We start from the raw sequence: 21,964 nt of genomic DNA, 5'->3' as shown, positions 1-21,964 counted from the left end.
GGCGTCACACCGAAATCCGGTTTCGTGCAGAACTGAGCTCCGAGGCTCGTTTCTGTCTGAAACCGCATTTCGGTGTGTCTGTGCTTGTGCCGCGCGTTCCGCGCGGGGTGAGGTCGCTGAAGATCCGGTCTCTTCCCTTGCCTCAGCTCGATCGATGAACGGACTCGATCGAGCTGAGCCCGCGGTCCTTCAGACCTGCGCGACCTCAAGCGTGACTCGCGGGGGTTCAGAGGTGGCGGGAGGCTTCCAGCATGCGCTGATGCCGGGCTGCGGGGTCCTGGTGGGGGCAGCTGGCGCAGGGGGCGAAGCCGGCGCGGTCGATGAGGCAGCAGGAGACCCGCCGCACCAGCGGTTTGCCCTCGATGGTCACGAAACGAGCCGGCGGCAGTCCGGTTCCCATCCCGCCGACCAGCCACTCCGCCTGCGCCACGCCCTTCGACGCGTCACCGAGTTCCCGCCACGCCCGCAGCAACGTGTTGGCGATGGCGTCGGTGGTGAGGGCCCACAGCGGCGGCAACCGAACGCCGGACACCGACGACAGGGTGCCCAACACGGCGTCCAGCGACGATCGCAGCGCCGCCGGCAACTCCTCGGTGTCGGCGAGCAGCCCCGTCGGATGGACGTTCATCACCCGGCCGTCCTCGCCGATGTGCACCCGCAGCCGCTCCAGCGACGGATCGGCGGCCAGGTCGATCTCGGCCAGCCGCACCAGCAACGAGGTCAGCACGACGCTGCTGGTGCTGTACCACCACAGGGTCCCGGCGACGCGGCCGTCGGAGGTGGACCACCGCCGCCGGTTGTCGGCGACGAACCGCGCCATCTCCACCGGATCGGCCAGCGCGGTGCCGGGCAGTACGCGGTCGGCCACGGCCGAGAACCTCCATCTACAGAACTGGTTCGTCAGGAACGATCGTAGTCGAGCGATTGCCGTGCCCCGCAACGCGAACCGACTCCCGGTAGATACGGATGCGGCCGAACTGGTCCGATCCCGTGCCTGAACGGCCCATAGCAGAAGCCAAGGCGTCCGGACGTCCCGCACAATGGCATCACCCGGCCGGGTGGTCCCGTGGATCGGGCGCGCGGCCGTCCCCGAACTCGTGCCGGTGACCGGTGGTGACACCGGACGGCAGGACGGCGTGGTGACGCAACGCGTCACCGCGGCGTCGTCACGGTCGGCAGCGCCGGCGAACGCTGTCAACGTGACCTGGTCGGGGGATGCTCAGGTTGACATCGGTGCGGTCGGTCGGGAGCATTCGCCCAGGCGAGTCGGGGAGTGAGTAGTGACCCAGCTGCGTCAAGCCGAGGTGGTGCTGTCGGTCGTCGAGTGCGGCCAGGACGGCCCGGTGTCGGCTCTTGGTGCGATCGGTGCGGTGCCGTGGCCGCGGCGCACGTCCCGGCCCCGGGACCCGAAACCGGTGCCGGCCGTGGTGCTCGAGAACGACCAGTTGATCGCGACCGTCCTGATCGGACGGGGCGGTCGGCTGCATTCGTTGTGGCACAAGAAAGAGCACCGACCGGTGCCGTTCTCCTCGCCGGCCTTCCAGCCGGCCAGCGGCGGACCGGTCTTCGCGGCCGCGGTGGGCGGCGACGCGCTGCGGGTGTGGGAATGGGACACCGCGCGCGATCTTCCGTACCAGATCGACTTCACGCTGCCCGACGGCGAGGCGCTGCGGGTGGACACCAAGGTGCGCGACCCGCGCGGGCACGACGAGTGGGACGAGGAGCCGCCCGGCGAGCTGCTCGCCGCCGGTTCCGGCTGGGGCGCGCTGGAGCTGACCCGGCTCGGCGCGCGGCTGCCGGCGACCCCGTTCACCGGGCTCGGCGCTGCGCAGCGGCCGTGGCTGGAGTTGTTGCACGGCAACATGACTGCCACCGACCCCGAGCAGGAGCCGGGGCGCAGCCTGGTGTCCGTGCCGTGGCGGACGATGCTGGCGGCCGCGCCGGAGAACTGGCTGACGGCGTACCACATCGGCGTTGCCCATTGGCAGGCAAGGGAAACCGACGCGGCGATCGCCTCCTGGCGGCGGTCCATCGAGCTGGCCGTGTCGCCGTGGGCGCTGCGGAACCTGGCCGTGGCGGAGTTCCGTTCCGGGCACGTCCGGGAGGCGGCGGAGCTGCTGACCGCCGCCGCCTGGTCCACCCCGGCCGAGCCGGCGCTGTCCGTGGAGGCGGTGGACCTCCTCCTCGCCGCCGGCCAGGCCGACGAGGCCGCGACGCTGCTGCGCCGGGTGCCCTCCTAGACGGCGAACGGCGCCAGCGTCAACCCGGCGGCCAGCAGGCCGGCGCGCACCTCGCGGGCGATCCGCACCGCCCCGGGCGTGTCCCCGTGCACGCAAAGGGATTGCGGCGCAACGGAAATCACGGTCCCGTCCACGGCGACGACCGATCCCTGCACCGCCATTCCCACGCACCGCGCGACGATCTCCGCAACGTCGTGCAGCACCGCCCCGTCCAACCGCCGCGACACCAACTCGCCGGACGGCGTGTACGCCCGGTCGGCGAACGCCTCCCGCACCGGCGTCAGCCCCGCGGATTCGGCCTGGCGCAAGGATTCCGACCCCGGCAGCCCCAGAATCGGCAGCGACGGATCGTAAAGCCGAACCGCCTCCACCACCGCCGCCGCCTGCGCCGCGTGCGACACGATCGCGTTGTACAGGGCCCCGTGCGGCTTGACGTACCGCACCCGCGTGCCGGCGATCCGCGCGAACCCGTCCAGCGCGGCGATCTGGTAGACGACGTCGTTGACCAGCTCGGCCGGGTCCACGTCGATGAACCGCCGGCCGAAGCCGGGCAGGTCCCGGTAGCCGACCTGGGCGCCGATCGCCACTCCGCGCTCGGCGGCCCGCTCGGTCACCCGCCGCAGCACCGTCGGGTCCCCGGCGTGGAAGCCGCAGGCGACGTTCGCGCTGGTCACGACGTCGAGCAGGGCATCGTCGTCGCCGAGCTGCCACGCCCCGAAGCCCTCGCCGAGGTCGCTGTTCAAGTCGATGACGGTCATGCCCACCAACCTAGGGCAGCAACCCGAACCGCCGGGCGGCGACCACGGCGGCCAGCCGCGAATGCACGTCCAGCTTGCGCATGGCGCTGCGCAGATACGCCTTCACGGTCTCAGGCCGCACACCCAACCGCAGCGCCACCTCGGCGTTGGTCTGCCCCAACGCGATGCCCGACAGCACGTCCAGCTCCCGCGCGGACAGCGACGGCACGGCCACGTCGGCCGGCGCCCAGGAGGCGGCCAGCCGCGCGCACACCTCGTGCACCCGTTGCCGCAACGCCTCGTCGGTCACCTCGGCCGCCAGCTGCCGGAGCTCGGCGTGCGCCGCACGCACTTCCTCCCAGCCGCGAGGCACCTTCGCGTCCTCGATACGGCTGCGTTGCGCATCGCGCACCGCGAGCTCCTGCTCCAGGTCCCGGGCGGCGTCCCGCGCGGCCGTGAGCACCCGGTCACCGAGCGGCAGCGCCTGCCGCAGCGCCCCGTACAGCACGGCCCGCACGACCCGGTTGACCACCACCGGAACGGCCACGATGGACCGCAGACCCTCGGCCGTCACGGGCTGGTCGTACTGGTGGCTGATGCCGGCCGCGTGTGAGTAGTCGGTCACGGCGAGCGGCTTGCCCAGGTTCAGGGCCTTGCCGCCGAGCCCGTTGCCGCGCATGACGGTCAGCCCGAGCAGCGCGTTCGTGCCGGTGCCGAGCAGCTCGGACAGCCGCACCCCGCCCGGCTGGACCAGCCCGCCGAAGACGACCGGCAGTCCCGTCCCGTGCCGCAGCGTGGCCAGGGCGCGGCGGACCTCGGGAAGGTCCTCCTGCATCGGTCCCCCTTTCCGGGGGTAGCGGACCGCGCCGTCCGGCACCACCATCGCCTGCGTGACCGATACCGTGTTCCGGGCGGCCCGTGACCTGCTGCTCGCCCATCGAGAAGACTACGCCGCCGCCCGGGAGGGTTTCCGCTGGCCAGAGCTCGGCGAGTTCAACTGGGCGCTGGACTGGTTCGACACGGTCGCCGCCGGCAACGACCGTCCGGCGCTGTGGATCGTGGAGCAGGACGGCAGCGAGCAGAAGATCTCGTACGAGCGGATGTCGCGGCGGTCCAACCAGGTCGCGAACTGGCTGCGCGGGCACGGGGTGCGCCGCGGCGACCGGATCATCCTCATGCTGGGCAACCAGGTCGAGCTGTGGGAGACGATCCTCGCGGCGATGAAGCTGGGCGCGGTCCTGATCCCCGCCAGCACCCTGCTCGGCGCCGCCGACCTCCGGGACCGGGTCGAGCGCGGCCAGGCCAAGCACGTGGTCACCGGCCTGCCAGGCAGCTACGCGGACGTGCCGGGCGACTACACCCGGATCGCCGTCGGCACGCAGGCCGAGGGTTGGCTGGACTACGCGGACTCGTCGACGTCGGAAACGACGTTCGAACCCGACGGCGTCACGCGGGCCGACGACACGCTGCTGCTGTACTTCACCTCCGGCACCACCGCGAAGCCGAAGCTGGTGGAGCACACGCACGCGTCCTACCCGGTCGGGCATCTGTCCACCATGTACTGGATCGGGCTGGAGCCCGGCGACGTGCACCTGAACATCTCCTCGCCGGGCTGGGCGAAACACGCGTGGAGCAACGTGTTCGCGCCGTGGAACGCCGAGGCGACGGTGTTCATCTACAACTACACCCGCTTCGACGCGCCGCGGCTGCTGGCCGAGATGCAGCGCTGCGGGGTGACCAGCTTCTGCGCGCCGCCGACGGTGTGGCGGATGCTCATCCAGGCCGACCTCACGGCGCTGACCGCGCCGCCGCGCAAGGTCGTCGGCGCGGGCGAGCCGCTCAACCCCGAGGTGATCGAGCAGGTCCGCAAGGCCTGGGGCGTCACGGTTCGGGACGGGTTCGGGCAGACCGAGACGACCGTGATGGTCGCCAACACGCCCGGGCAGCCGATCAAGCCGGGCGCCATGGGGCGGCCGGTGCCCGGCTACGAGATCGTGCTCGTCGATCCCACGAGCGGCGAACTCGGCGACGAGGGGGAGATCTGCGTCGATCTGGCCAAACGCCCCTTGGGCCTGATGGTCGGATATCACGGCGACGAGGAGCGAAATGCCGAGGCGATGCGGGACGGCTGGTACCACACCGGCGACGTCGGTTCCCGCGATGCGGACGGCTATCTGACCTACGTCGGCCGCGCCGACGACGTGTTCAAGGCGTCGGACTACCGGATCTCGCCGTTCGAACTGGAGAGCGTGCTGCTGGAGCACGACGCCGTCGCGGAGGCCGCGGTGGTGCCGTCGCCGGACGCGCTGAGGCTGTCCGTGCCGAAGGCGTACATCGTCCTTGCCGCCGGTTGGGCGGCGGATGCGGCCACCGCGGAGGCGATCTTCGCGCACTCCCGCGAGCACTTGGCCCCGTACAAGCGAATCCGCCGGCTGGAGTTCGCCGAGCTGCCCAAGACGATCTCCGGCAAGATCCGCCGGGTGGAGCTGCGCGGCGCCGAGCAGGACAAGCACTCCGGTGCCGAACGTCCACATGGTGAACACCGCGAGGACGACTTCCCAGCACTTCGGAATGGCTGAATTCCCACTCCACAGGAGTCGTTGACGCGTCACGGGGCCCGCTGTTCCGACGGGCCCCGTGACCCTGTCCGTTCCGCGTCCCACCGCGTCGGCACCGTCTCCGGCGCCGGCCCACCCTCCAGGGCAAGATCGCCACCACCAAGAAGGGCGACGGCATCGTGCAAGCCCTTGCTGACGCCCTGAACCAGGTAGGTGATCGCCGACGGCAGCTACCGCAAGGTGCTCGACCGCTGGGGGCTGGCCAACGAGTCCGTCCCACACTCCGAGATCAACCCTCCTGGCCTGCCGAAGTCCTGACCGCTTTAATGCAGGCATGGTGGAGTTGGTCATCCTGGGGCTGCTCGCCGCCGGGCCCGCGCACGGATACGAGCTCCGCCTGCGCATTCCCGAGATCACCGGCCACGGCCGGCCGGTCGCCGACGGCACGCTCTACCCGGCGATCAAACGGCTGACCGCGGCCGGCCTGCTCACCAGGCAGACCCGGCCGGGTCAGGTCGCCGCGCCCAGGCAGGTGCTCACCCTTACGCCGGCCGGGCACGCCGAGCTCGCCCGCCGGCTTTCCGCCGTCGACGTCGCCGACGACCCGTCCTGGCTGACCGCGCTGGCCTTCCTCGGCCGGCTGGCCGATCCGACCGATCTGCTGCGCCGCCGGCTCGCCGCCCTGGAGGCCCGGGCGCTGCCGGCCGCCGCCGATCCGTACCAGCGGTGCCGCCAGGCCGTGCTCGCCGCCGGCCGCGAGGCCGAACTGGCCTGGCTGCGGGCCCGCGTCGCCTAGCCCGTGCGGGTGATCCCGGCCTTTCGCCGGGCAACACCAGCGGGTCAGCCCCGGTCGAACACCTTGCCGTCGACGACCTCGAGCCGCCGGGTGGTGTGCACGGCGTCCAGCATCCGCCGGTCGTGCGTGACCAGCAGCAGCGTGCCCGGGTACTCGGCCAGCGCCGACTCCAGCTGCTCGATCGCCGGCAGGTCCAGGTGGTTGGTCGGCTCGTCCAGCACGAGCAGGTTCACGCCGCGCGCCTGCAGCAGCGCCAGCGCGGCCCGGGTCCGCTCGCCGGGGGAGAGCGTGACCGCCGGCCGCAGCACGTGGTCGGCGCGCAGGCCGAACTTGGCCAGCAGGGTACGGACGTCGGCCGGCGTCATCTCGGGCACGGCCGCGCCGAACGACTCCAGCAGCGTCGTGTCGCCGTAGAACAGCTGCCGGGCCTGGTCGACCTCGCCGACGACCACGCCGTGGCCGAGCGCCGCGTTGCCCTCGTCCAGCTCGACCCGGCCGAGCAGCGCCGCCAGCAGCGTGGACTTGCCGGCGCCGTTCGCGCCGGTGATGGCCACCTTGTCGGCCCAGTCGATCTGGAGGTCCACCGGCCCGAGCGCGAAGCCGCCGCGCCGGACGACCGCGCCGCGCAGCGTCGCCACCACCGCGCCGGAGCGGGGCGCGGCGGCGATCTCCATCCGCAGCTCCCACTCCTTGCGGGGCTCCTCCACGACGTCCAGCCGCTCCAGCATCTTGTCCGTCTGCCGGGCCTTGGCCGCCTGCTTCTCGCTGGACTCGACGCGCTTGGCCTTGGCGTTCTTGTCGTTGTCGGGCTGCTTGCGACGGGCCGCCCGCACGCCCTTGTCCGCCCACGCCCGCTGCATCCGGGCCCGTTCCTCCAGCCCCGCCTTGGTGTCGGCGTACCCCTCGTACGCCTCGCGCGCGTGCCGGCGGGCGGTGGCGCGTTCCTCCAGGTAGGCCTCGTAGCCGCCGCCGTAGGTGTTGACCTGGTGCTGGGCCAGGTCCAGCTCCAGCACCGTGGTGACCGTGCGGGCCAGGAACTCGCGGTCGTGGCTGACCAGCACGGTGCCGGCCCGCAGGCCGCTGACGAACCGCTCCAGCCGGTCGAGGCCGTCGAGGTCCAGGTCGTTGGTGGGCTCGTCGAGCAGGAAGATGTCGTACCGGCTGAGCAGCAGCGACGCCATGCCGGTGCGGGCCGCCTGGCCGCCCGACAGCGAGGTCATCGCCTGGTCGAGGCCGATGGACAGGCCCAGGTCGGCGATCACCTCGTCGATCCGCTCGTCCAGGTCGGCGCCGCCCAGGGCGAGCCACCGCTCCAGGCTCACCGCGTACGCGTCGTCGGCGCCGGGCGCGCCGGCGGTCAGCGCGTCCGTGGCCGCGTCCATGTCGATCTGCGCCTGCGTGACGCCGGTGCGGCGGCCCAGGAACTGTCGGACGGTCTCGCCTGGGCGGCGCTCCGGCTCCTGCGGCAGGTGCCCGACCGTCGCGGTCGGCGGATTCAGGCGGATCGACCCCTGCTCGGCCGGGATCAGGCCGGCCAGCGTCTGCAGGAGGGTGGACTTGCCCGCGCCGTTCACACCGACCAGCCCGATCACGTCGCCGGGGGCGACGACCAGGTCCAGCCCGGTGAACAGCACGCGGTCGCCGTGCCCGGCGGCGAGGTCCTTGGCTACGAGTGTCGCGCTCATCAGGAGGTAGATCCTATTCGTCGGTCGCGAGCCAGTCGGCGATCCCCGCAACCAAGGCCGCCTTTGTTGTGTCCGGCGCGAACGACGCCCGCACTCCTGCCGTCGCCAGCGCGGCCAGGGCGGCGTCGTCGTAGCCGAAGACCTGCCGGATCCGCTCGTACTCGGCGACCAGATCGGTGCCGACCGAGGCCGGCACGTCGGTGTTCACCGTGACGACCAGGCCGGCGTCGACCAGCCGCGGCAGCGGGTGCTCGGGCCAGGACGGCACCAGCCCGAGGCCCACGTTCGACGACGGGCTGACCTCCAGCGGCACCCGCTCGTCCCGCAACCGCGCCACCAGATCGGGTGATTCCAGGCAGCGGATGCCATGCCCGAGCCGGGCGGCGTGCCCGACGTCGAGGGCCTCCACGATGCTCGCCGGCCCCGCGTCCTCGCCGGCGTGGTGCACCAGCCGCACGCCGGCATCCCTTGCGGCGTCGAGGACTTCCGCGAACGGCGCCATCGGGTGCCGCTCCTCGCCGGCCATCCCGATCCCCACCACCCGGGGATATTTCAACGCCAGCCGCAAGGTCCGGGCGAACCGGTCCACCGACCGCCGCCGCGAATGGTCCAGGATCACCGTGAACTCGGGCGACAGCCCGTCGAGCACCGCCGCCAGCGGCATCTCCGGGTCGCCGAGCCGTTCCCCGTGCGCGGCGGCCGTGAACATCACCTCGCCGTAGTGAACTCCCTGGGCCCGCTGGTCTTCGCAGAACTCGGCGGCGATCCGTGTGAAGTGCTCCGGCTTCTGGAGGCACTGCCGCACCAACGTGTTGTGGTCCGCGAACGAGCGGAAACCGTCGAACTCGGTGGTGGTGGAGTCGAAGCCCAGCTCGGCGATGGTCGACGGCCGGATCGCGCTTTCCAGGTGGACGTGCAGGTGCGCCTTGGGCAGCGCGGCCAGGTCACGCATGCGAGTACTGGTCGGCGTAGCGGCGGGCCAGCCAGGCGCACACCATCAGCTGCATCTGGTGGAACAGCATCAGCGGCAGCACGATCAGGCCGACGGTGCCGGCCGGGAACAGCACGCTGGCCATCGGCAGGCCGCTGGCCAGGGACTTCTTCGAGCCGCAGAAGACGATGGCGATCTCGTCCGGGCGGCTGAACATGAGCCGCCGCGCCAACACCGTCGTCGCGACGAGGACCACCGCCAGCAGCGCCGCGTTGACCGCGAGCAGCAGGGCCAGCGACACCAGCGACAACCGCCCCCAGATGCCGGCCACGACGCCCTCACTGAATGCCGTGTACACGACCAACAGGATGGATCCCCGGTCGACATAGCCCAACACCTTTTTGTGCCTGGCGACGAAGCCGGCGATCCACCGCCGCAGCACCTGCCCGGCCACGAAGGGCACCAGCAGTTGCAGCACGATGTCCCGCACCGAGTCGAAGGACACGCCGCCGCCGCTGACCAGGAACACCGTCACCAGCAGCGGGGTCAGCACGATGCCGATCAGGTTGGAGAACGACGCGCTGCAGATCGCCGCGGCCACATTGCCGCGGGCGATGGACGTGAACGCGATCGACGATTGCACCGTCGACGGCAGGAAGCACAGGAACAGCACGCCGGCGTACAGCTCCGGGGTGAGCACGTGCGGCACCAGCAGCCGGCACAGCAGCCCCAGCACCGGGAACAGGACGTACGTGCAGGCCAGCACCAGGCCGTGCAGGCGCCAGTGCTTGAGGCCGTCCAGCGCCTCCCGGGTGGACAGCCGCGCCCCGTACAGGAAGAACAGGAATCCGATCGCGACGGTGGTGAGATGCCCGAAGCCGGCGGCCCAGATCCCCCGGGCGGGCAGCAGCGAGGCCACACCGACGGTGACCAGCAGCGCCAGGATGTAGGGATCGATCCGCAGCCGGGACATCACGGCAGCATAGGCACGGCGTTGACCTGGAGTGCGCTCCAGGGCATAGCGTTGTGGCGACACTCACCACATCGAAGGGGAGACGACCGTGCGAGTCGGCGTCCACGTCACCAAGTTCGACAACCCCGCGGGTTCGGCCGGCATCGGCCCCGAGCTGGCGGCCGTGGCCCGCAACGCGGAGGCCGCCGGCGTCGGCTGGATGTCCGTCATGGACCACTACTTCCAGATGGAGCACAACGGCGGCGCGCCCGACCCGATGATGGAGGGCTACACCACGCTGGGCTTCCTGGCCGCGCACACGTCCACGATCGAGCTCAGCCTGCTGGTCACCGGCGTCACCTACCGTCACCCCGGCCTGCTGGCCAAGATCGTCACCACCCTGGACGTGCTGTCCGGCGGCCGGGGCACGCTCGGCATCGGCTCCGCCTGGTACGACCGCGAGCACAACGGCCTCGGCGTGCCTTTCCCGGCGCTCAAGGAACGGTTCGAGCGGCTCGAGGAGACGCTGCGCATCTGCCACCAGATGTGGGACCAGGGCAACGACGGGCCGTTCGAGGGCAAGCACTACCAGCTGGCCGAGACCATCTGCCACCCGGCGCCGGTGCGGTCGCCGCGGCCGCGGGTGCTGATCGGCGGCGGTGGCGAGAAGAAGACGCTGCGCCTGGTCGCGCAGTACGCCGACGCCTGCAACCTGTTCGGCACCACCACCGACGACGTCGCCCACAAGATCGACGTCCTCAGGGAGCACTGCGACGCGGTCGGCCGGGACTTCGCCGAGATCGAGGTCACCATGACCACCCGGACCGACGCCGGCCCGGACGCCTTCGCCGAGCAGATGGCCGACTACGCCAAGCTCGGCGTGCGGACGGTGATCATCGCGCCGCCGATGGGCACGCCGGCCCGCTGGATCGAGGAGTTCATCGCCCCGGTCGTGGAGCGGGTCGCCGACCTGTGATTCGCCAGGCCGGGTTCGAGACCCATCCGGGAGTCGAACCCGGCATCGGCGGTTTTGCAGACCGCCCAACGTCCGCCGTGACATGGGCCTTGCAGTGCCATCGATCGGTGCCTTCGCCGGGAGTCGAACCTGAATCCGGCGCCTCTGCCAGTTGGGCTACGAAGGCGTGCGTGCGGCCCCGGGGAGTCGAACCCCGAACCTTCGGGCCCTCGACCCGACGCCTCTGCCAGTTGGGCCAGGGCCGCGTGAAATCGGCGGCGGCGAACGCAACGGATCCGCCGCCACCGGCACCGGTATCGCAACTGTTGGAACACCCCGCCGTTGCCGGGGCGTCCGAGCATGAAAAAAGCCGCCAGTCGGCGGCTCCACGACAGCAGTCCGAGAGCCTTTACCTCAGCAGACAAAGCTCGAACATCGTGGACTCCCTCGCTCGTTGACTGCCGATACTGTGCCGCAGCGACGGCAGGACCGTCAACGGTATTAACGTTCGTCCACTGTGGAGCCCTCGACGGCCACGTGGAGACTGTCGGGGCATCACTGGTGGCGTTCGGTGACCAGCCGCCTCCGTGACCGAGTGGACGACGGGCGGTGACCCCACCGCCCGGCCGCCGCCGCGCCGGCCCGGCCTGAGCGCTCGGGCAGCCGCCGCGTCCCGATTCGCGTCGCGGTGTTGTCTTGACCGCCCCCGGTAGGTAGCGTCGAAAGCGCTGGCGCTCAAGGGAGAGTGGTCAAGATGATCTCATCGCACCCGGACGTCTTGGCCGCCGACGCGGCCGGCAACATGGCGCTGGGCAACCAGCTCGCCCGAGCCGCCAGGCTCTACCCGGACCGGGTCGCGTTGCAGTTCGACGACGTGCGCCGCACCTACCCGGAGCTGGACCGCCGGGTCAACCGGCTGGCCCGGGCGTTACGGGCACGAGGCGTCGGCGCGGGCGACCGGGTCGCGGTGTTGGCCACCAACCACATCGAGACGGCCGAGGCGTTCTACGCGGCGCTGCGCCTGGGGGCCGTCGTCGTGCCCATCAACTTCCGTTTGGTGCCGGGCGAAGTCACCTACATCCTGCGCGACTGCACGGCGACGGCGCTGGTTGTGGACGACCTCACCGCGCCGCTGGCGACGGCGGCGCTGTCCGAAGTGGACTGTGTGCGTACGACGCTGCGCATCGGCACGGAGTTCGAGGCGGCGATCGACGCCGAGTCGGACGAGGACCTGGACATCGTCGTGCCGGAGCCGGATCCGGCGTTCATCATGTACACCTCGGGCACCACCGGCCGGCCCAAGGGTGCGGTGCTGACCCACCGGAACCTCATCATGGCCGGCCTGTTGCAGCAGATCGCCGGCGGCCGCGGGCTCACCCCGGGCGGTTCCGTCGTGCTGCTGGGCGTGCCGATGTTCCACATCGCCGGCATGGGCACCGCGCTGGGCGGACTCCTCGGCGGCAGCCGGGTGGTGATCTACTCCGGCGCCGCCTTCGACCCCGCGGCGATCGTCGACCTGCTGGACCGGGAACGGGTCACCAGCACGTTCTTCGTGCCGAGCCAATGGCAGGCGATCTGCGCGGTCCCCGGCGTCCGCGAGCGCAACCTGGCGCTGACCAACCTCACGTGGGGCGCCGCGCCGGCCACGCCTTCGATGTTGCAGGCGCTCGCCGACACCTTCCCGGACGCCCTGGCGGCCACCGCGTTCGGGCAGACCGAGACGTGCGCGACGGTGTGCCTGCTGCGCGGCGAGGACGCCCTGCGCAAGCGCGGCTCGATCGGCACGCCCATCCCCGGCATCGAGGTCCGCATCGTCGACGACGAGATGTGCGACGTGAAACCGGGCGAGGTCGGCGAGATCGTCTACCGCGGTCCGGTGATCACGCCCGGCTACTGGGGCAATCCCGAGGCGACCGCCGACGCGTTCGCCGGCGGCTGGTTCCACTCCGGCGACCTGTGCCGAGCCGACGAGGACGGCTTCATCTGGGTGGTGGACCGCAAGAAGGACATGATCATCTCCGGCGGCGAGAACATCTACTGCGCCGAGGTGGAGTCGGTCATCGACAGCCACCCGAAGGTCGCGGAGGTGGCGGTGATCGGAGCCAGGCACGAGAAGTGGGGGCAGACGCCGGTCGCCGTCGTCACGGCCGCCGACCCTGCGGATCCGCCGACGCTGGAGGACGTGCTCGAACACTGCCGGGAGCGGCTCGCGTCGTACAAGAAGCCGACGGCGCTGGTCGTCGTGGACGCCCTGCCCCGAACGGCCACCGGCAAGGTGCAGAAGTTCGAGCTGCGCAAGCTTTACGCCGGCTAGCCGGCGAAGGTCAGGAACGGCACCAGCATCTCGGCCGGTGTCAATGATCCGTGCACGCCGGCGAACGTCGACTCGCGGCTCTCGGCGACCGTGCGGGTGATGGCGAACTCGCCGAGCGCAACGGCGAGGACGTCGCCGATCCGTGGCAGCACGCGGTCGGAAACCGGGCCGAACCAGCCCTCCTCGATCGCGTACTCCCGGCGGACGACCAAAGCGTTGGAGCCCAACACTTCCCGCCAGCTGGCCAGCACATCGTCGGTGGCGCCCGGCTCGGTGTAAACGTGCCGGACGCGGGGTTCGCCGCCGAGCAGTCGAACGCCTTGCTGTAGCGCCGGTTCCGTGTCGGCGTCCACTGTAGACGTCATCGTCACCATGCCGTGGTCGGCGGTGACGGCGAGGAGGGAACCCTGGGGGAGCGCGGTGGCGATCGACTCCACGAGCCGGTCGACGTGATTGAGCTGCAACCGCCACGCCAGCGAGCCGGGCCCGTACAGATGGCCCACGGTGTCCAGCTCGCCGTGATACGCGTAGCAGAAACCGTTGTTGCTCAACGCCATCGCGGCGAGGTCGCCCAACGCGAACACCGGCCGGAAAGTGCCGCCCCGCAGCACGCTCCGGGTCAGCCCCGATCCGTTCTGGAGCACCGGGGCCGCGATCGTCACCTCCATGCCCGACCGCTCGAACACCGTGGGCAGCGGCTGGATCTCCTCCGGCACCAGGGTTTCCCGAGCGTCAACGCCGTCCACCCGCCACGGCAGCGCGTGCAGCAGATCGGGCGCCGCGAAGCTGTAGCCGACGATTCCGTGCTGGCCGGAGGTCAGTCCGGTGCCCAGTGACGCCAGGCTGGTGGCCGTCGTGCTGGGGAATCCCGCCGTCAGCGGTTCCTTGCCGGCAGCGTGCGACGTCAGGAACGGTGCATCCTGCGCGTGGGATTTGAGCAGTTCCCAGCCGAGGCCGTCGATCACCAGTAGACACACCGAGGATGCCGTGTCGACGCCCAGCACGTTGTCGAAGCCCGCCGCGCCGAGCGCCGCGAACAGCGACGGCGTCACCTCGCAGAGCGAGCGCTCACCGTACCGGGGCAGGATCGTGTCGGCCACGAAGGCAGAGTAACGCAGCCGCCGCGATCAGCTGGCTCGCTCCGGCCGCGGCAAAGGTCAGGACGGAACCGTTGTGGTACAAGGGAAGCCACGCCGTCGGCGCCAGCGCGCTGCCCGCGAACCGGAACGCCGACACCACCGACACCGCGCCCGCCCGGTTGCCGGGCACCGCCGCCATGGTCAGGTGTTGCAACGACACCGTCAGCAGCGACGACGCCGCACCCGCGATCGTCCAGCACGCTGCCAGCGACCCCATCGAGCCGGTCAGCCCCATCACCGCCACCAGCCCCGCCCCGGTGACCGCCCCGATCACCCCCGCCGCGCGGCCGCCGATCCGGTCGCACACCGTCCCCCAGAACGGCCCCAGCGCCAGCCCCGCCAGGCCGAATCCGACCAGGGCCAGCCCCGCCATCTCCGGCGACGCCGACAGGAAGTCGTGCGCGTACAGGGCAACCAGGAACGGCAGTCCCGCGCCGCCCAGGAACGACACCAGCGCCCCCGTCGACAACAGCGCCATTTTTCCGCTCAGCAGCGGCCGCCACGGCGGCGCCTCCACCCCCGGCCTGGGCTCGCCCATCGGCGGCAGGAATGCCAGCATCGCCGACGCCACCGCCACCACCGCAAAGGCCAGCCGCCAGTCCACCCCCGCCGCCAGCCCGCCGATCAGCGGCGAGAACGACTGCCCTCCCGACATGCAGCTCGCGTACATCCCAATGGCGCGCCCCAGTCGCTCCCTCGGCACCAGATCGCCCAGACTCGCCAGCAGCAACGGCGACGTGAACGCGTTCGCCGCCCCCAGCACCGCCCTCCCCGCCAGGAACACCCCCAGATTCGGTGCCACCATGCATCCCAGCGACGCCACCACGAACACCACGTACGCCGCCCGGACCGTCCGCCGCAGCCCCCACCGCTCGCCCAATGTCCCCGACACCAGTTGCAGCAGTGCGAATGGCACGAAGTAGGCCGTCACCGAGCTGGCCGCCTCCATCACCGACGTGTGCAGAGTCTCGCTCAGCTGCGGCAGCATCGGCGCCACCACCCCGCCCGCCAGCGGCCCGATCGTCGCCCCCGCATACACCGCAACGAGCCGAACCCTGCTCACATCCGCCATGCCACGATCTTGCCCCGCCCGGGAAGCCCCGATCCCCACACCTGGTCGAGAAGATCGCTGCGGCTACTGCACGACCGTGTCGGTTGTCAGCCGCGGGCGGTGGCCACGGCCGGCGCGAGGGTCGTGCTCTGACGCACCGTCAACCGGGGCGGCAGCAGGTTGACCTCGGGCTCGGGCGGGCCGGCCAGCTGGCGGATGGTCATCCGCACGGCCAGCTCGCCGACCTCGACCGCCGGGATCGCGACCGATGTCAACGCCACAGCGCCGCTTTCGGCCATGTCGTCGGGGCACACGGCGACCACCGAGATGTCCTCCGGCACGCGCCGACCCCGCGCGGCGAGCCCGGCGAGCACGTCCGGCAGCACGGCCTCGTTGTGCACGACGATGCCGGTGATGTCCGGATCCGCGGCGAACACCTGGTCCAGGCAGGCCATCGCGGCGTCGTAGGAATGGCCGCACGGGTGCGCGGTCACGCGCACGCCCCGCTCGTCGGCGGCGTTGTCGAAGCCGCGGCGGAACCGGCCGGCGAAGCTCGTGCCCCGGCGGTACACCTCGGGCGACGGCCCGATCAGGGCGATGTCCCGGTGCCCGAGGTCGGCGAGGTGGTGCACGCAGGTCGCGGCGGCGGCGGTGAAGTCCAGGTCGACGCAGCTCAGGCCGTTGGGCTGCTCGGGCAGCCCGATCAGCACGGCCGGCCTGTCCAGCGTGGACAGCATCGGGATGCGGCCGTCGGCCGACTCCACGTCCATCACGATCAGCGCGTCGGCGATCGACGAGGACGCCACTCTACGTAACTCCGCCGGGCCGTCGTCCTTGGTGAGTAACAAAAGGTCCAGGTCGTGGGCCCGGGCGGCGGTGACCACCGAGGACACGAACTGCATGATCACCGACAGGTTCAGGTCGGCCCGCAGCGGCACGGCCAGCGCCAGCACGTTGGTGCGGCTGCTGGCCAGCGCGCGGGCGCCGGCGTTCGGGTGGTATCCGAGGTCGCGAATGCACTGCTCGACGCGTCTGCGTGTGCTCGGCGAGATGCGTCTCTTGCCGCTGATCACGTACGACACCGTGCTGGGGGCGACGCCGGCGGCCTTCGCGACGTCCACAATGGTCACCACGGCGGTCCTCCACGGCTACAGGATGCGGTCACGTCCGTCGACGGCCATTCTCCTCGTCCGCGCGCAAAATGTGTCAGTAATCTGCTCGGGCGGCATGGTTGTGTTGCACTCGGTGTAGAGCTGGCCGGCGTGGCCGATGGCGATCAGCAGCTCCTCCAGCAGCTTTCGCGCCGCCACGCCCTCCCGGATCAGCCCGACCACCACGTCCCGCGGCGACCGACCCTGGTCGAGCCGGTGGAATACCTTCATCGCCAGGTCGTCGTCGGGTCGCTCGCCGTCCATGTGCGGATAGGTCGGCGGCGCGTCGGACATGTTGCCGTGCGCGGCGCGGTGCATGATCATCACCGCCGCGAACAGCCAGTGCGCCGCGGCCACCGCCGCCGAGGTGGCGTCGATCTTCGTGTACAGCTCGGGCGGCCCGAGCGGGTTCTTCTCGAGGTACGCGTGCGCGGCGGCCACCTGCTGCGGCTGCGGATCCGACCTGGTCAGCACCACCGCCTGGTTGGCCCGCCCGGTGAGATCGCCGAGCCCGGCCTGGCGCAGCGCCGCGATCTCCGCCTCGACGTCCGCGACGGCCTGCTCGGTGACGTCGGCGTCGCCGATCTTGTGCAGGATCCGGCCGACCATGTGGGCGGCCTCCAGCACGTCGCTCTCGCAGACCTGCATCTGGTTGCCCACCGGCAGGTGCGGCTCCCGCATCGCCCCGGTGACCAGGTCGATCGCCAGCTGGTCGCGGGCCCGGGCCAGCGCCTCCTCCGGCTGGTCGACGGCCGCGGTCAGCGGGTGGGTGTAGGTGTGCCACAGGTCCTGGGACAGCAGCGCGAGGTTGTAGCCCAGTTGCAGCGCGTACTCCGGACCGCGCAGGTCGTCGCCGAACTCCACGACCGTCTCCGCGACATTGCCGATGCCGACGCTCCACGTCGCCAGCAAGGCGTTTCTGGTCCGATCGTAGGCGTACTCGGTCACCGGCACAGGATCCCAGATCAACTTGTGAACCGCGGTCACCTCAGGTCACCTGATCGGGACATCGGGACTGCCCACTCAGGCGGCCTGCGGCTGCACCTTCCGGCGAACGAACGGCTTGCCGATCGGCTTTCCGACGACCCCGAGCGGCTTGCGCGCGGGCGTGGCGACGGGCTTCGCGACCGGCGTGACCGGCTCCTCGACCTGGCGGTGCACGCGGCGCAGCACCAGCACGGCGGCACCGGGCAGGCTGGAGATCAGCGTCAACACCCCGTAGACGACGGCCGTCGTGACACCCTGCGTGGCGCCCAACCCCGCGGCGGCGAACGCCAGCGCGGCGACGCCCTCGCGCGGACCCCAGCCGCCGACGTTGATCGGCAGGCCCATCGCGATCAGCGCCAACACCAGCAGCGGCAGCAACTGCGCGATCGACGCCGTCGAGCCGGCGGCCCGGGCGGCGACGACGAACAAGGCGAGGTGCCCGGCCAGCGTCGCGGCCGACAGCACCACGATGGCCGGCCACGACCGACGGCTCAGCAGGCTGCGCCGGACGTCCACCATGGTGGTGGCCAGCGCCTTCCGCCAGCGCGGCAGCCGGGAGGAGGTGGCCAGCACGATCGCGGCGGCGATCACCAGCAGCAGGCCGATGACGATCGCGGCCGGCGCGGGCACGATGTCCCCGATCACCTTGGCGATCAACGCCGGATCCGTGAGCAGCACGCCGACACCGACCGCGAGGATCGCCAGCTGGCCGCCGGTCCGCTCCAACACCACGGCCCGCACGCCGCGGCCGACGTCGCCGGTCTCGTGTCCGTTCTGCACGGCGCGGTGCACGTCGCCGAGGACACCGCCCGGGAGCACGGCGTTGATGAACAGCGCCCCGTAGTAGTCGGCGACGGCAGTGCGCAGGTTCAGCTTCAGCCCGAGCCGGTCGGCCACCACGCACCAGCGCCAGGCGCTGAACAGAGTGGTCAGGAAGCCGATGCCGAGCGCCGCCGCGACGCCCCAGAGATCGATTTCGCGCAGACCGTCCACAAAGGCCCCGGTGCCCAGCCGCCACAGCAGCACGCCGATGATGGCGACCCCGGCGACGATCTTCAGCCAGGGCAGCGCCGCCTTCAGCAGCGGCAGGGCCGCCTTCAACGGGGGCGTGGCCGCCTTCGCCAACGGCCGGATCGCCTTCAGCACCGGCTTCGCGGCAACCCGCGCCGGTGCGGCCGCCTTCCGCGGTTCCATGGTCGTGTGGATCATGCCGGCACCGCCAGCACGTCGACGTGCCCCACCGTGCCGCTGAGCCGGCCCTCCTCGATGGCGTCGAGGCGCTGGCGCAGGTAGGAGGCGGCCTCGGCGGCCAGCTCCGGACGCTGCTCGACGGCGGCGCCGACCCAGCCCCGCAGCCACTCCGCAGTCAGTTCGGGGTGGTCCCCGCCCAGCTGCCACGGACTCGGCGCTACCTGCACGGCGACGCCGCGCTTCTCGAACGACTCGACGACGGCGGCGGGGGCGTCCGGACCGAGCAGCCGCCGACCGTCCTGGACGCGGCGCTGGTGCTCGTTGAACGCCTCGGCGATCTCGGCGTCCAGCGGGTCGGCGGGGGAGAGCTCGACCTCGCCGAGCACGGAGAGTGTGAACAGCGCGGGCACGCGGGCGTCGGCGCACGCGGCGGCGAGCCGGTCGACCTCCTCGGTGGTGAGGATGTCGAGCAGGGCGGATGCGGTCACCAGCGAGGTGCCGGCGAGGTCGGCGGCCGTGACGCCGCCGAGATCACCCAACCGGGTCTCGACCGTGACGAGGGCTGTGGAGGTCACATCCATATACACGTGCCTCAGCAGATCTGGTTCACGGTCCTGCATGATCCAGTGCTGCGGATTCGGCAGCAGCGGGCTCAGCCACCGCCCCAGCGAGCCGGTTCCGCAGCCCAGATCGCGGATGACCAGCCGGTCCCGGCCGGCGAACCGGCGGACCAACTCGTCGACGAGATCGGTGGCACGGGCGGCGGCGTCGACGGGCTCACGCAGGGTCAGCCACTCGGGGGTGAACTCCGCGTCACCTGCGTCAACACCGTGGCCAGGCTGTTCGAGGTTTCCTCCCACCCGTTCAGCATGCCACGGCGGTCCCGGGCCGCCCGCCGCAGGCGTTCGCGCAGGTCAGCGTCGGTGAGCCAGCTACGCAGCGCGACCGCCAGCCCGTCCGGGGGAACCAGCAGGCCGGGCACGCTGCCGTCCGGCGCGTGGCCGACGGTCCGGGGGAGGGGGTCGACGTCCGTCGCGAGCACCGGAATGCCACGGGCGAGTGCTTCGGTGACGACCATGCCGTACGTCTCCGCCCGAGAAGGCAGCACGAACAGGTCGGCGGCGGCGTAACTCCGGTCGAGTTCGTCGCCGTGCTGTGGGCCGACGAAATCCACCTTTTCGTACGCATTGCTCGTCTTCAACCGAGCTCGTAGTCGGTCGACGTGCTCCGGCGCGTGGTGCAGCGCGCCGACGCAGACCAGGTGCCAGTCGAGGTCGTCGATCGTGGTCAACGCGTCCAGCAGCAGGTCGTGGCCCTTGCGCGGCGTCACCGACGCGACGCAGAGCAGCCGCGACGCGCCGTCCGTGCCGTGGGCGAGCGGCGCGCGGTCGACGCCGGGCTCGACGCTGTGAATTCGGTTCACAGGCAAATCGTGGTGTGTCGCCAGTTCACCGGCGGCCCACGAGCTGGTGACGACGATCGCGGACGCCGACCGTAGAACTTCTCGTTCGCGGCGGTCGAGGTCTTCGCGGACGGCGTCCGCCAATCCGGTCTCCGCCGCCAACCGCAGATGAACCAGTACGACGACGCGCAGCCGACGGGCCGCCGGCACGACTATCTCCGGCACGCCGCACGCGACCAGACCGTCGATGAGCACGACTTCGCCGAAATCGAGGTTGTCGAGCGCGGACGTCAACTCCGCCCGCGCCGCCGCGTCCGGCCGAGGCCAGTCGCCGCCGACCAGGATTTCGTCGACATTCCAGCCGAGCGACGACAGACCACCGCTCACCCGGCGGTCGTAGACGTTGCCGCCGCTGGGGGCGGCAACGTCTACGACCTGCGCGGGAAAAACCGTGTGAACCGAGTTCACAGGCAAAGTCACAGTGAACGCTCGTAGTTGGCCCAGGCGTTGTGCGACTCGTGCAGCGCGACGGAGATGCCCGACAGCCCGCTCGCCGACGGACCGAGCGCGCCGGCGTGCACGCGGTCGGCGAGCCGGTCGGCGATCACCTTGGCCAGGAACTCAGTGGAGGTGTTGACGCCGGCGAACGCCGGCTCCTCGTCCAGGTTCCGGTAGTTGAGCTCGCCGAGCAACTCGGACAGCTGCTGGGAGGCCAGGCCGATGTCCACCACGATGTTGTCGTCGTCCAGCTCGGTCCGCCGGAACGTCGCGTCCACCACGAACGTCGCCCCGTGCAGTCGCTGCGCCGGCCCGAACACCTCACCGCGGAAGCTGTGCGCGACCATGATGTGGTCACGGACGGTGATGCTGAACAAGGTCATCCTCCTGACGGGTAAACGATGCGGTGACACAACGCCGGCAGCCGACCGTCCGCCAGCTCCGGCATCACGGTCGGCATCTCGGCGAAATCGCTGGACCCGGTGATCAGGGCGTCGAACACCGGGTCGGCCAGCAGGTCCAGGGCCAGCGCCAGCCGGCTGGCGTACGTGTGCCGGCCGCGCCGCGCCGCCGGGATCGTCCCGACCTGGCTGCTGCGCACGACCAGCCGTCGGGAGTGGAAGAACTCCCCGAGCGGCACACTCACCTGCTTGTCGCCGTACCAGGAGAGCTCGACGACGGTGCCCTCCGGCGTCAGCAGCTCCAGCGCGCGGGCCAGCCCCGCCGACGTCGCGCTGGCGTGCACGACCAGGTCGCAGTCGCCGGCCGCCTCCGCGGGCGACACGAACTCCACCCCGAGCGCCGATGCCACCGCCGCCCGCGCCGGATCAACGTCCACCAGCTGCACCCGGACACCGGGGAACTTGCCGAGCAGGGCCGCCACCGAGCACCCGACCATGCCGGCGCCGATCACCACGATCCGGTCCCCGAGCAGCGGCGCGGCGTCCCAAACGGCGTTCACCGCCGTCTCCACGGTGCCGGCCAGCACCGCCCGCTCTGCCGGCACCGACGCGGGCAACGGAGTCACCGCCGACGCCGGAACCACGTACCGTGTCTGGTGTGGGTACAGGCAGAACACGGTCCGTCCGACCAGGCCCGGCTCGCCGTCCTCGACGACACCGACGTTGAGGTAGCCGTACTTGACCGGGGCCGGGAAGTCGCCGTCCTGGAACGGGGCCCGCATCAGGTCGTGCTGGCTGGCCGGCACGCCGCCCCGGAACACCAGGGTCTCGGTGCCGCGGCTGACGCCGGAGAACAGCGTTCTGACCAGCACCTCGCCGGGGCCGGGTGGGGTCAGCTGCACCGGACGGATCTCGCCCTCACCCGGGCGTAGCAGCCAGAACGCGTGTGCGGTCAGGTCCATTTGAACCCTTCTAC

20 protein-coding genes and 2 tRNA genes are annotated in these 21,964 nt (G+C 71.3%); 5 read left to right on the top strand and 17 right to left on the bottom strand.

Going from position 1 to position 21,964, the window contains the following annotated elements; all coding sequences use genetic code 11:
- Positions 1 to 226 precede the first annotated feature (226 nt).
- On the bottom strand, positions 227 to 868 hold the full coding sequence (locus BCF44_RS29645; protein ID WP_116177669.1) for a Fe-S oxidoreductase: 642 nt from the start codon (positions 866 to 868) through the stop codon (positions 227 to 229).
- Positions 869 to 1,280: 412 nt separating this feature from the next.
- On the opposite strand from BCF44_RS29645, the gene BCF44_RS29640 reads away from it, so the two are divergent.
- Positions 1,281 to 2,240, top strand: a complete 960-nt coding sequence (locus tag BCF44_RS29640) for a tetratricopeptide repeat protein (RefSeq protein ID WP_116177668.1) — start codon at positions 1,281 to 1,283, stop codon at positions 2,238 to 2,240.
- On the opposite strand, the gene BCF44_RS29635 is transcribed toward BCF44_RS29640, so the two are convergent.
- Both BCF44_RS29635 and BCF44_RS29630 read right to left on the bottom strand, forming a co-directional pair.
- Positions 2,237 to 2,998 carry a LamB/YcsF family protein gene (locus BCF44_RS29635; protein WP_116177754.1) on the bottom strand — a complete coding sequence of 254 codons (762 nt, stop codon included), beginning with the start codon at positions 2,996 to 2,998 and terminating at the stop codon, positions 2,237 to 2,239. The genes BCF44_RS29640 and BCF44_RS29635 overlap by 4 nt on opposite strands.
- Before the next feature lie 10 nt (positions 2,999 to 3,008).
- Entirely contained in the window at positions 3,009 to 3,812 is an 804-nt protein-coding gene (locus BCF44_RS29630) for a helix-turn-helix transcriptional regulator (protein ID WP_116177667.1), read from the bottom strand.
- Positions 3,813 to 3,867: 55 nt separating this feature from the next.
- On the opposite strand from BCF44_RS29630, the gene BCF44_RS29625 reads away from it, so the two are divergent.
- Complete coding sequence (locus BCF44_RS29625) at positions 3,868 to 5,556, top strand: AMP-binding protein (RefSeq protein ID WP_211353280.1); 1,689 nt, start codon at positions 3,868 to 3,870, stop codon at positions 5,554 to 5,556.
- 313 nt (positions 5,557 to 5,869) lie between these two features.
- Positions 5,870 to 6,331: a PadR family transcriptional regulator gene (locus tag BCF44_RS29620; RefSeq protein ID WP_116177665.1), complete on the top strand. Its 462-nt coding sequence runs from the start codon at positions 5,870 to 5,872 to the stop codon at positions 6,329 to 6,331.
- Between the two features lie 44 nt (positions 6,332 to 6,375).
- Here BCF44_RS29620 and BCF44_RS29615 read toward each other — a convergent pair whose 3' ends face one another.
- Genes BCF44_RS29615 through BCF44_RS29605 form a run of 3 tightly spaced genes read right to left on the bottom strand, consistent with a single transcriptional unit; the run spans position 6,376 to position 9,920 of the window.
- Entirely contained in the window at positions 6,376 to 8,016 is a 1,641-nt protein-coding gene (locus BCF44_RS29615; protein WP_116177664.1) for an ABC-F family ATP-binding cassette domain-containing protein, read from the bottom strand.
- A 13-nt stretch (positions 8,017 to 8,029) separates the two neighbouring features.
- Positions 8,030 to 8,968, bottom strand: coding sequence for an adenosine deaminase family protein (locus BCF44_RS29610; protein WP_116177663.1), 939 nt, complete (start codon positions 8,966 to 8,968; stop codon positions 8,030 to 8,032).
- Entirely contained in the window at positions 8,961 to 9,920 is a 960-nt protein-coding gene (locus tag BCF44_RS29605; RefSeq protein ID WP_170217815.1) for a bile acid:sodium symporter family protein, read from the bottom strand. The genes BCF44_RS29610 and BCF44_RS29605 overlap by 8 nt, the downstream gene beginning before the upstream one ends.
- Before the next feature lie 88 nt (positions 9,921 to 10,008).
- Between BCF44_RS29605 and BCF44_RS29600 the strand changes: the two genes are divergently transcribed.
- Positions 10,009 to 10,875 carry an LLM class F420-dependent oxidoreductase gene (locus tag BCF44_RS29600; protein ID WP_116177662.1) on the top strand — a complete coding sequence of 289 codons (867 nt, stop codon included), beginning with the start codon at positions 10,009 to 10,011 and terminating at the stop codon, positions 10,873 to 10,875.
- Positions 10,876 to 10,893: 18 nt separating this feature from the next.
- On the opposite strand, the gene BCF44_RS55740 is transcribed toward BCF44_RS29600, so the two are convergent.
- A tRNA-Cys gene (locus BCF44_RS55740) sits at positions 10,894 to 10,964 on the bottom strand.
- Between the two features lie 82 nt (positions 10,965 to 11,046).
- Positions 11,047 to 11,120, bottom strand: a tRNA-Leu gene (locus BCF44_RS29595).
- Positions 11,121 to 11,608: 488 nt separating this feature from the next.
- On the opposite strand from BCF44_RS29595, the gene BCF44_RS29590 reads away from it, so the two are divergent.
- Positions 11,609 to 13,168 carry a long-chain-fatty-acid--CoA ligase gene (locus BCF44_RS29590; protein WP_246015703.1) on the top strand — a complete coding sequence of 520 codons (1,560 nt, stop codon included), beginning with the start codon at positions 11,609 to 11,611 and terminating at the stop codon, positions 13,166 to 13,168.
- On the opposite strand, the gene BCF44_RS29585 is transcribed toward BCF44_RS29590, so the two are convergent.
- From BCF44_RS29585 to BCF44_RS29545, 9 genes are all read right to left on the bottom strand, one after another.
- Positions 13,165 to 14,268, bottom strand: a complete 1,104-nt coding sequence (locus BCF44_RS29585; RefSeq protein WP_246015702.1) for an alkaline phosphatase family protein — start codon at positions 14,266 to 14,268, stop codon at positions 13,165 to 13,167. The two genes, BCF44_RS29590 and BCF44_RS29585, sit on opposite strands and share 4 nt — an antisense overlap.
- Positions 14,237 to 15,379 carry an MFS transporter gene (locus BCF44_RS29580; RefSeq protein ID WP_116177661.1) on the bottom strand — a complete coding sequence of 381 codons (1,143 nt, stop codon included), beginning with the start codon at positions 15,377 to 15,379 and terminating at the stop codon, positions 14,237 to 14,239. The genes BCF44_RS29585 and BCF44_RS29580 overlap by 32 nt, the downstream gene beginning before the upstream one ends.
- A gap of 86 nt (positions 15,380 to 15,465) precedes the next feature.
- Positions 15,466 to 16,491 carry a LacI family DNA-binding transcriptional regulator gene (locus BCF44_RS29575; protein WP_116177660.1) on the bottom strand — a complete coding sequence of 342 codons (1,026 nt, stop codon included), beginning with the start codon at positions 16,489 to 16,491 and terminating at the stop codon, positions 15,466 to 15,468.
- 15 nt (positions 16,492 to 16,506) lie between these two features.
- Positions 16,507 to 17,457 carry a hypothetical protein gene (locus BCF44_RS29570; RefSeq protein WP_147328684.1) on the bottom strand — a complete coding sequence of 317 codons (951 nt, stop codon included), beginning with the start codon at positions 17,455 to 17,457 and terminating at the stop codon, positions 16,507 to 16,509.
- A gap of 75 nt (positions 17,458 to 17,532) precedes the next feature.
- The gene (locus BCF44_RS29565) at positions 17,533 to 18,705 is read right to left on the bottom strand and encodes a lysylphosphatidylglycerol synthase transmembrane domain-containing protein (protein ID WP_246015698.1); all 1,173 of its coding nucleotides are present in this window, start codon (positions 18,703 to 18,705) and stop codon (positions 17,533 to 17,535) included.
- Complete coding sequence (locus BCF44_RS29560; RefSeq protein ID WP_116177658.1) at positions 18,702 to 19,547, bottom strand: SAM-dependent methyltransferase; 846 nt, start codon at positions 19,545 to 19,547, stop codon at positions 18,702 to 18,704. Before BCF44_RS29560 ends, BCF44_RS29565 begins: the two co-directional genes overlap by 4 nt.
- Positions 19,475 to 20,557, bottom strand: coding sequence for a glycosyltransferase family 4 protein (locus BCF44_RS29555; RefSeq protein WP_211353279.1), 1,083 nt, complete (start codon positions 20,555 to 20,557; stop codon positions 19,475 to 19,477). The genes BCF44_RS29560 and BCF44_RS29555 overlap by 73 nt, the downstream gene beginning before the upstream one ends.
- Before the next feature lie 8 nt (positions 20,558 to 20,565).
- Positions 20,566 to 20,964 carry a 6-pyruvoyl trahydropterin synthase family protein gene (locus BCF44_RS29550; protein ID WP_116177749.1) on the bottom strand — a complete coding sequence of 133 codons (399 nt, stop codon included), beginning with the start codon at positions 20,962 to 20,964 and terminating at the stop codon, positions 20,566 to 20,568.
- Positions 20,965 to 20,966: 2 nt separating this feature from the next.
- Entirely contained in the window at positions 20,967 to 21,950 is a 984-nt protein-coding gene (locus BCF44_RS29545) for a zinc-dependent alcohol dehydrogenase (RefSeq protein WP_116177656.1), read from the bottom strand.
- Positions 21,951 to 21,964 lie beyond the last annotated feature (14 nt).

It is taken from the genome of Kutzneria buriramensis (assembly GCF_003387475.1).
In the GTDB taxonomy this organism is placed as follows: Bacteria; Actinomycetota; Actinomycetes; order Mycobacteriales; family Pseudonocardiaceae; genus Kutzneria; species Kutzneria buriramensis.
The sequence above is the reverse complement of the archived record's forward strand: the minus strand, read 5'-3'. Positions and strand labels throughout refer to the sequence as shown.

Excerpts from the sequence above, each read along its gene's own strand:
- BCF44_RS29635 (WP_116177754.1), bottom strand. The coding sequence starts at position 2,998 with ATGACCGTCATCGACTTGAACAGCGACCTCGGCGAGGGCTTCGGGGCG.
- BCF44_RS29630 (WP_116177667.1), bottom strand. The coding sequence starts at position 3,812 with ATGCAGGAGGACCTTCCCGAGGTCCGCCGCGCCCTGGCCACGCTGCGG.
- BCF44_RS29620 (WP_116177665.1), top strand. The coding sequence starts at position 5,870 with ATGGTGGAGTTGGTCATCCTGGGGCTGCTCGCCGCCGGGCCCGCGCAC.
- BCF44_RS29615 (WP_116177664.1), bottom strand. The coding sequence starts at position 8,016 with ATGAGCGCGACACTCGTAGCCAAGGACCTCGCCGCCGGGCACGGCGAC.
- BCF44_RS29610 (WP_116177663.1), bottom strand. The coding sequence starts at position 8,968 with ATGCGTGACCTGGCCGCGCTGCCCAAGGCGCACCTGCACGTCCACCTG.
- BCF44_RS29605 (WP_170217815.1), bottom strand. The coding sequence starts at position 9,920 with ATGTCCCGGCTGCGGATCGATCCCTACATCCTGGCGCTGCTGGTCACC.
- BCF44_RS29590 (WP_246015703.1), top strand. The coding sequence starts at position 11,609 with ATGATCTCATCGCACCCGGACGTCTTGGCCGCCGACGCGGCCGGCAAC.
- BCF44_RS29580 (WP_116177661.1), bottom strand. The coding sequence starts at position 15,379 with ATGGCGGATGTGAGCAGGGTTCGGCTCGTTGCGGTGTATGCGGGGGCG.
- BCF44_RS29565 (WP_246015698.1), bottom strand. The coding sequence starts at position 18,705 with ATGATCCACACGACCATGGAACCGCGGAAGGCGGCCGCACCGGCGCGG.
- BCF44_RS29545 (WP_116177656.1), bottom strand. The coding sequence starts at position 21,950 with ATGGACCTGACCGCACACGCGTTCTGGCTGCTACGCCCGGGTGAGGGC.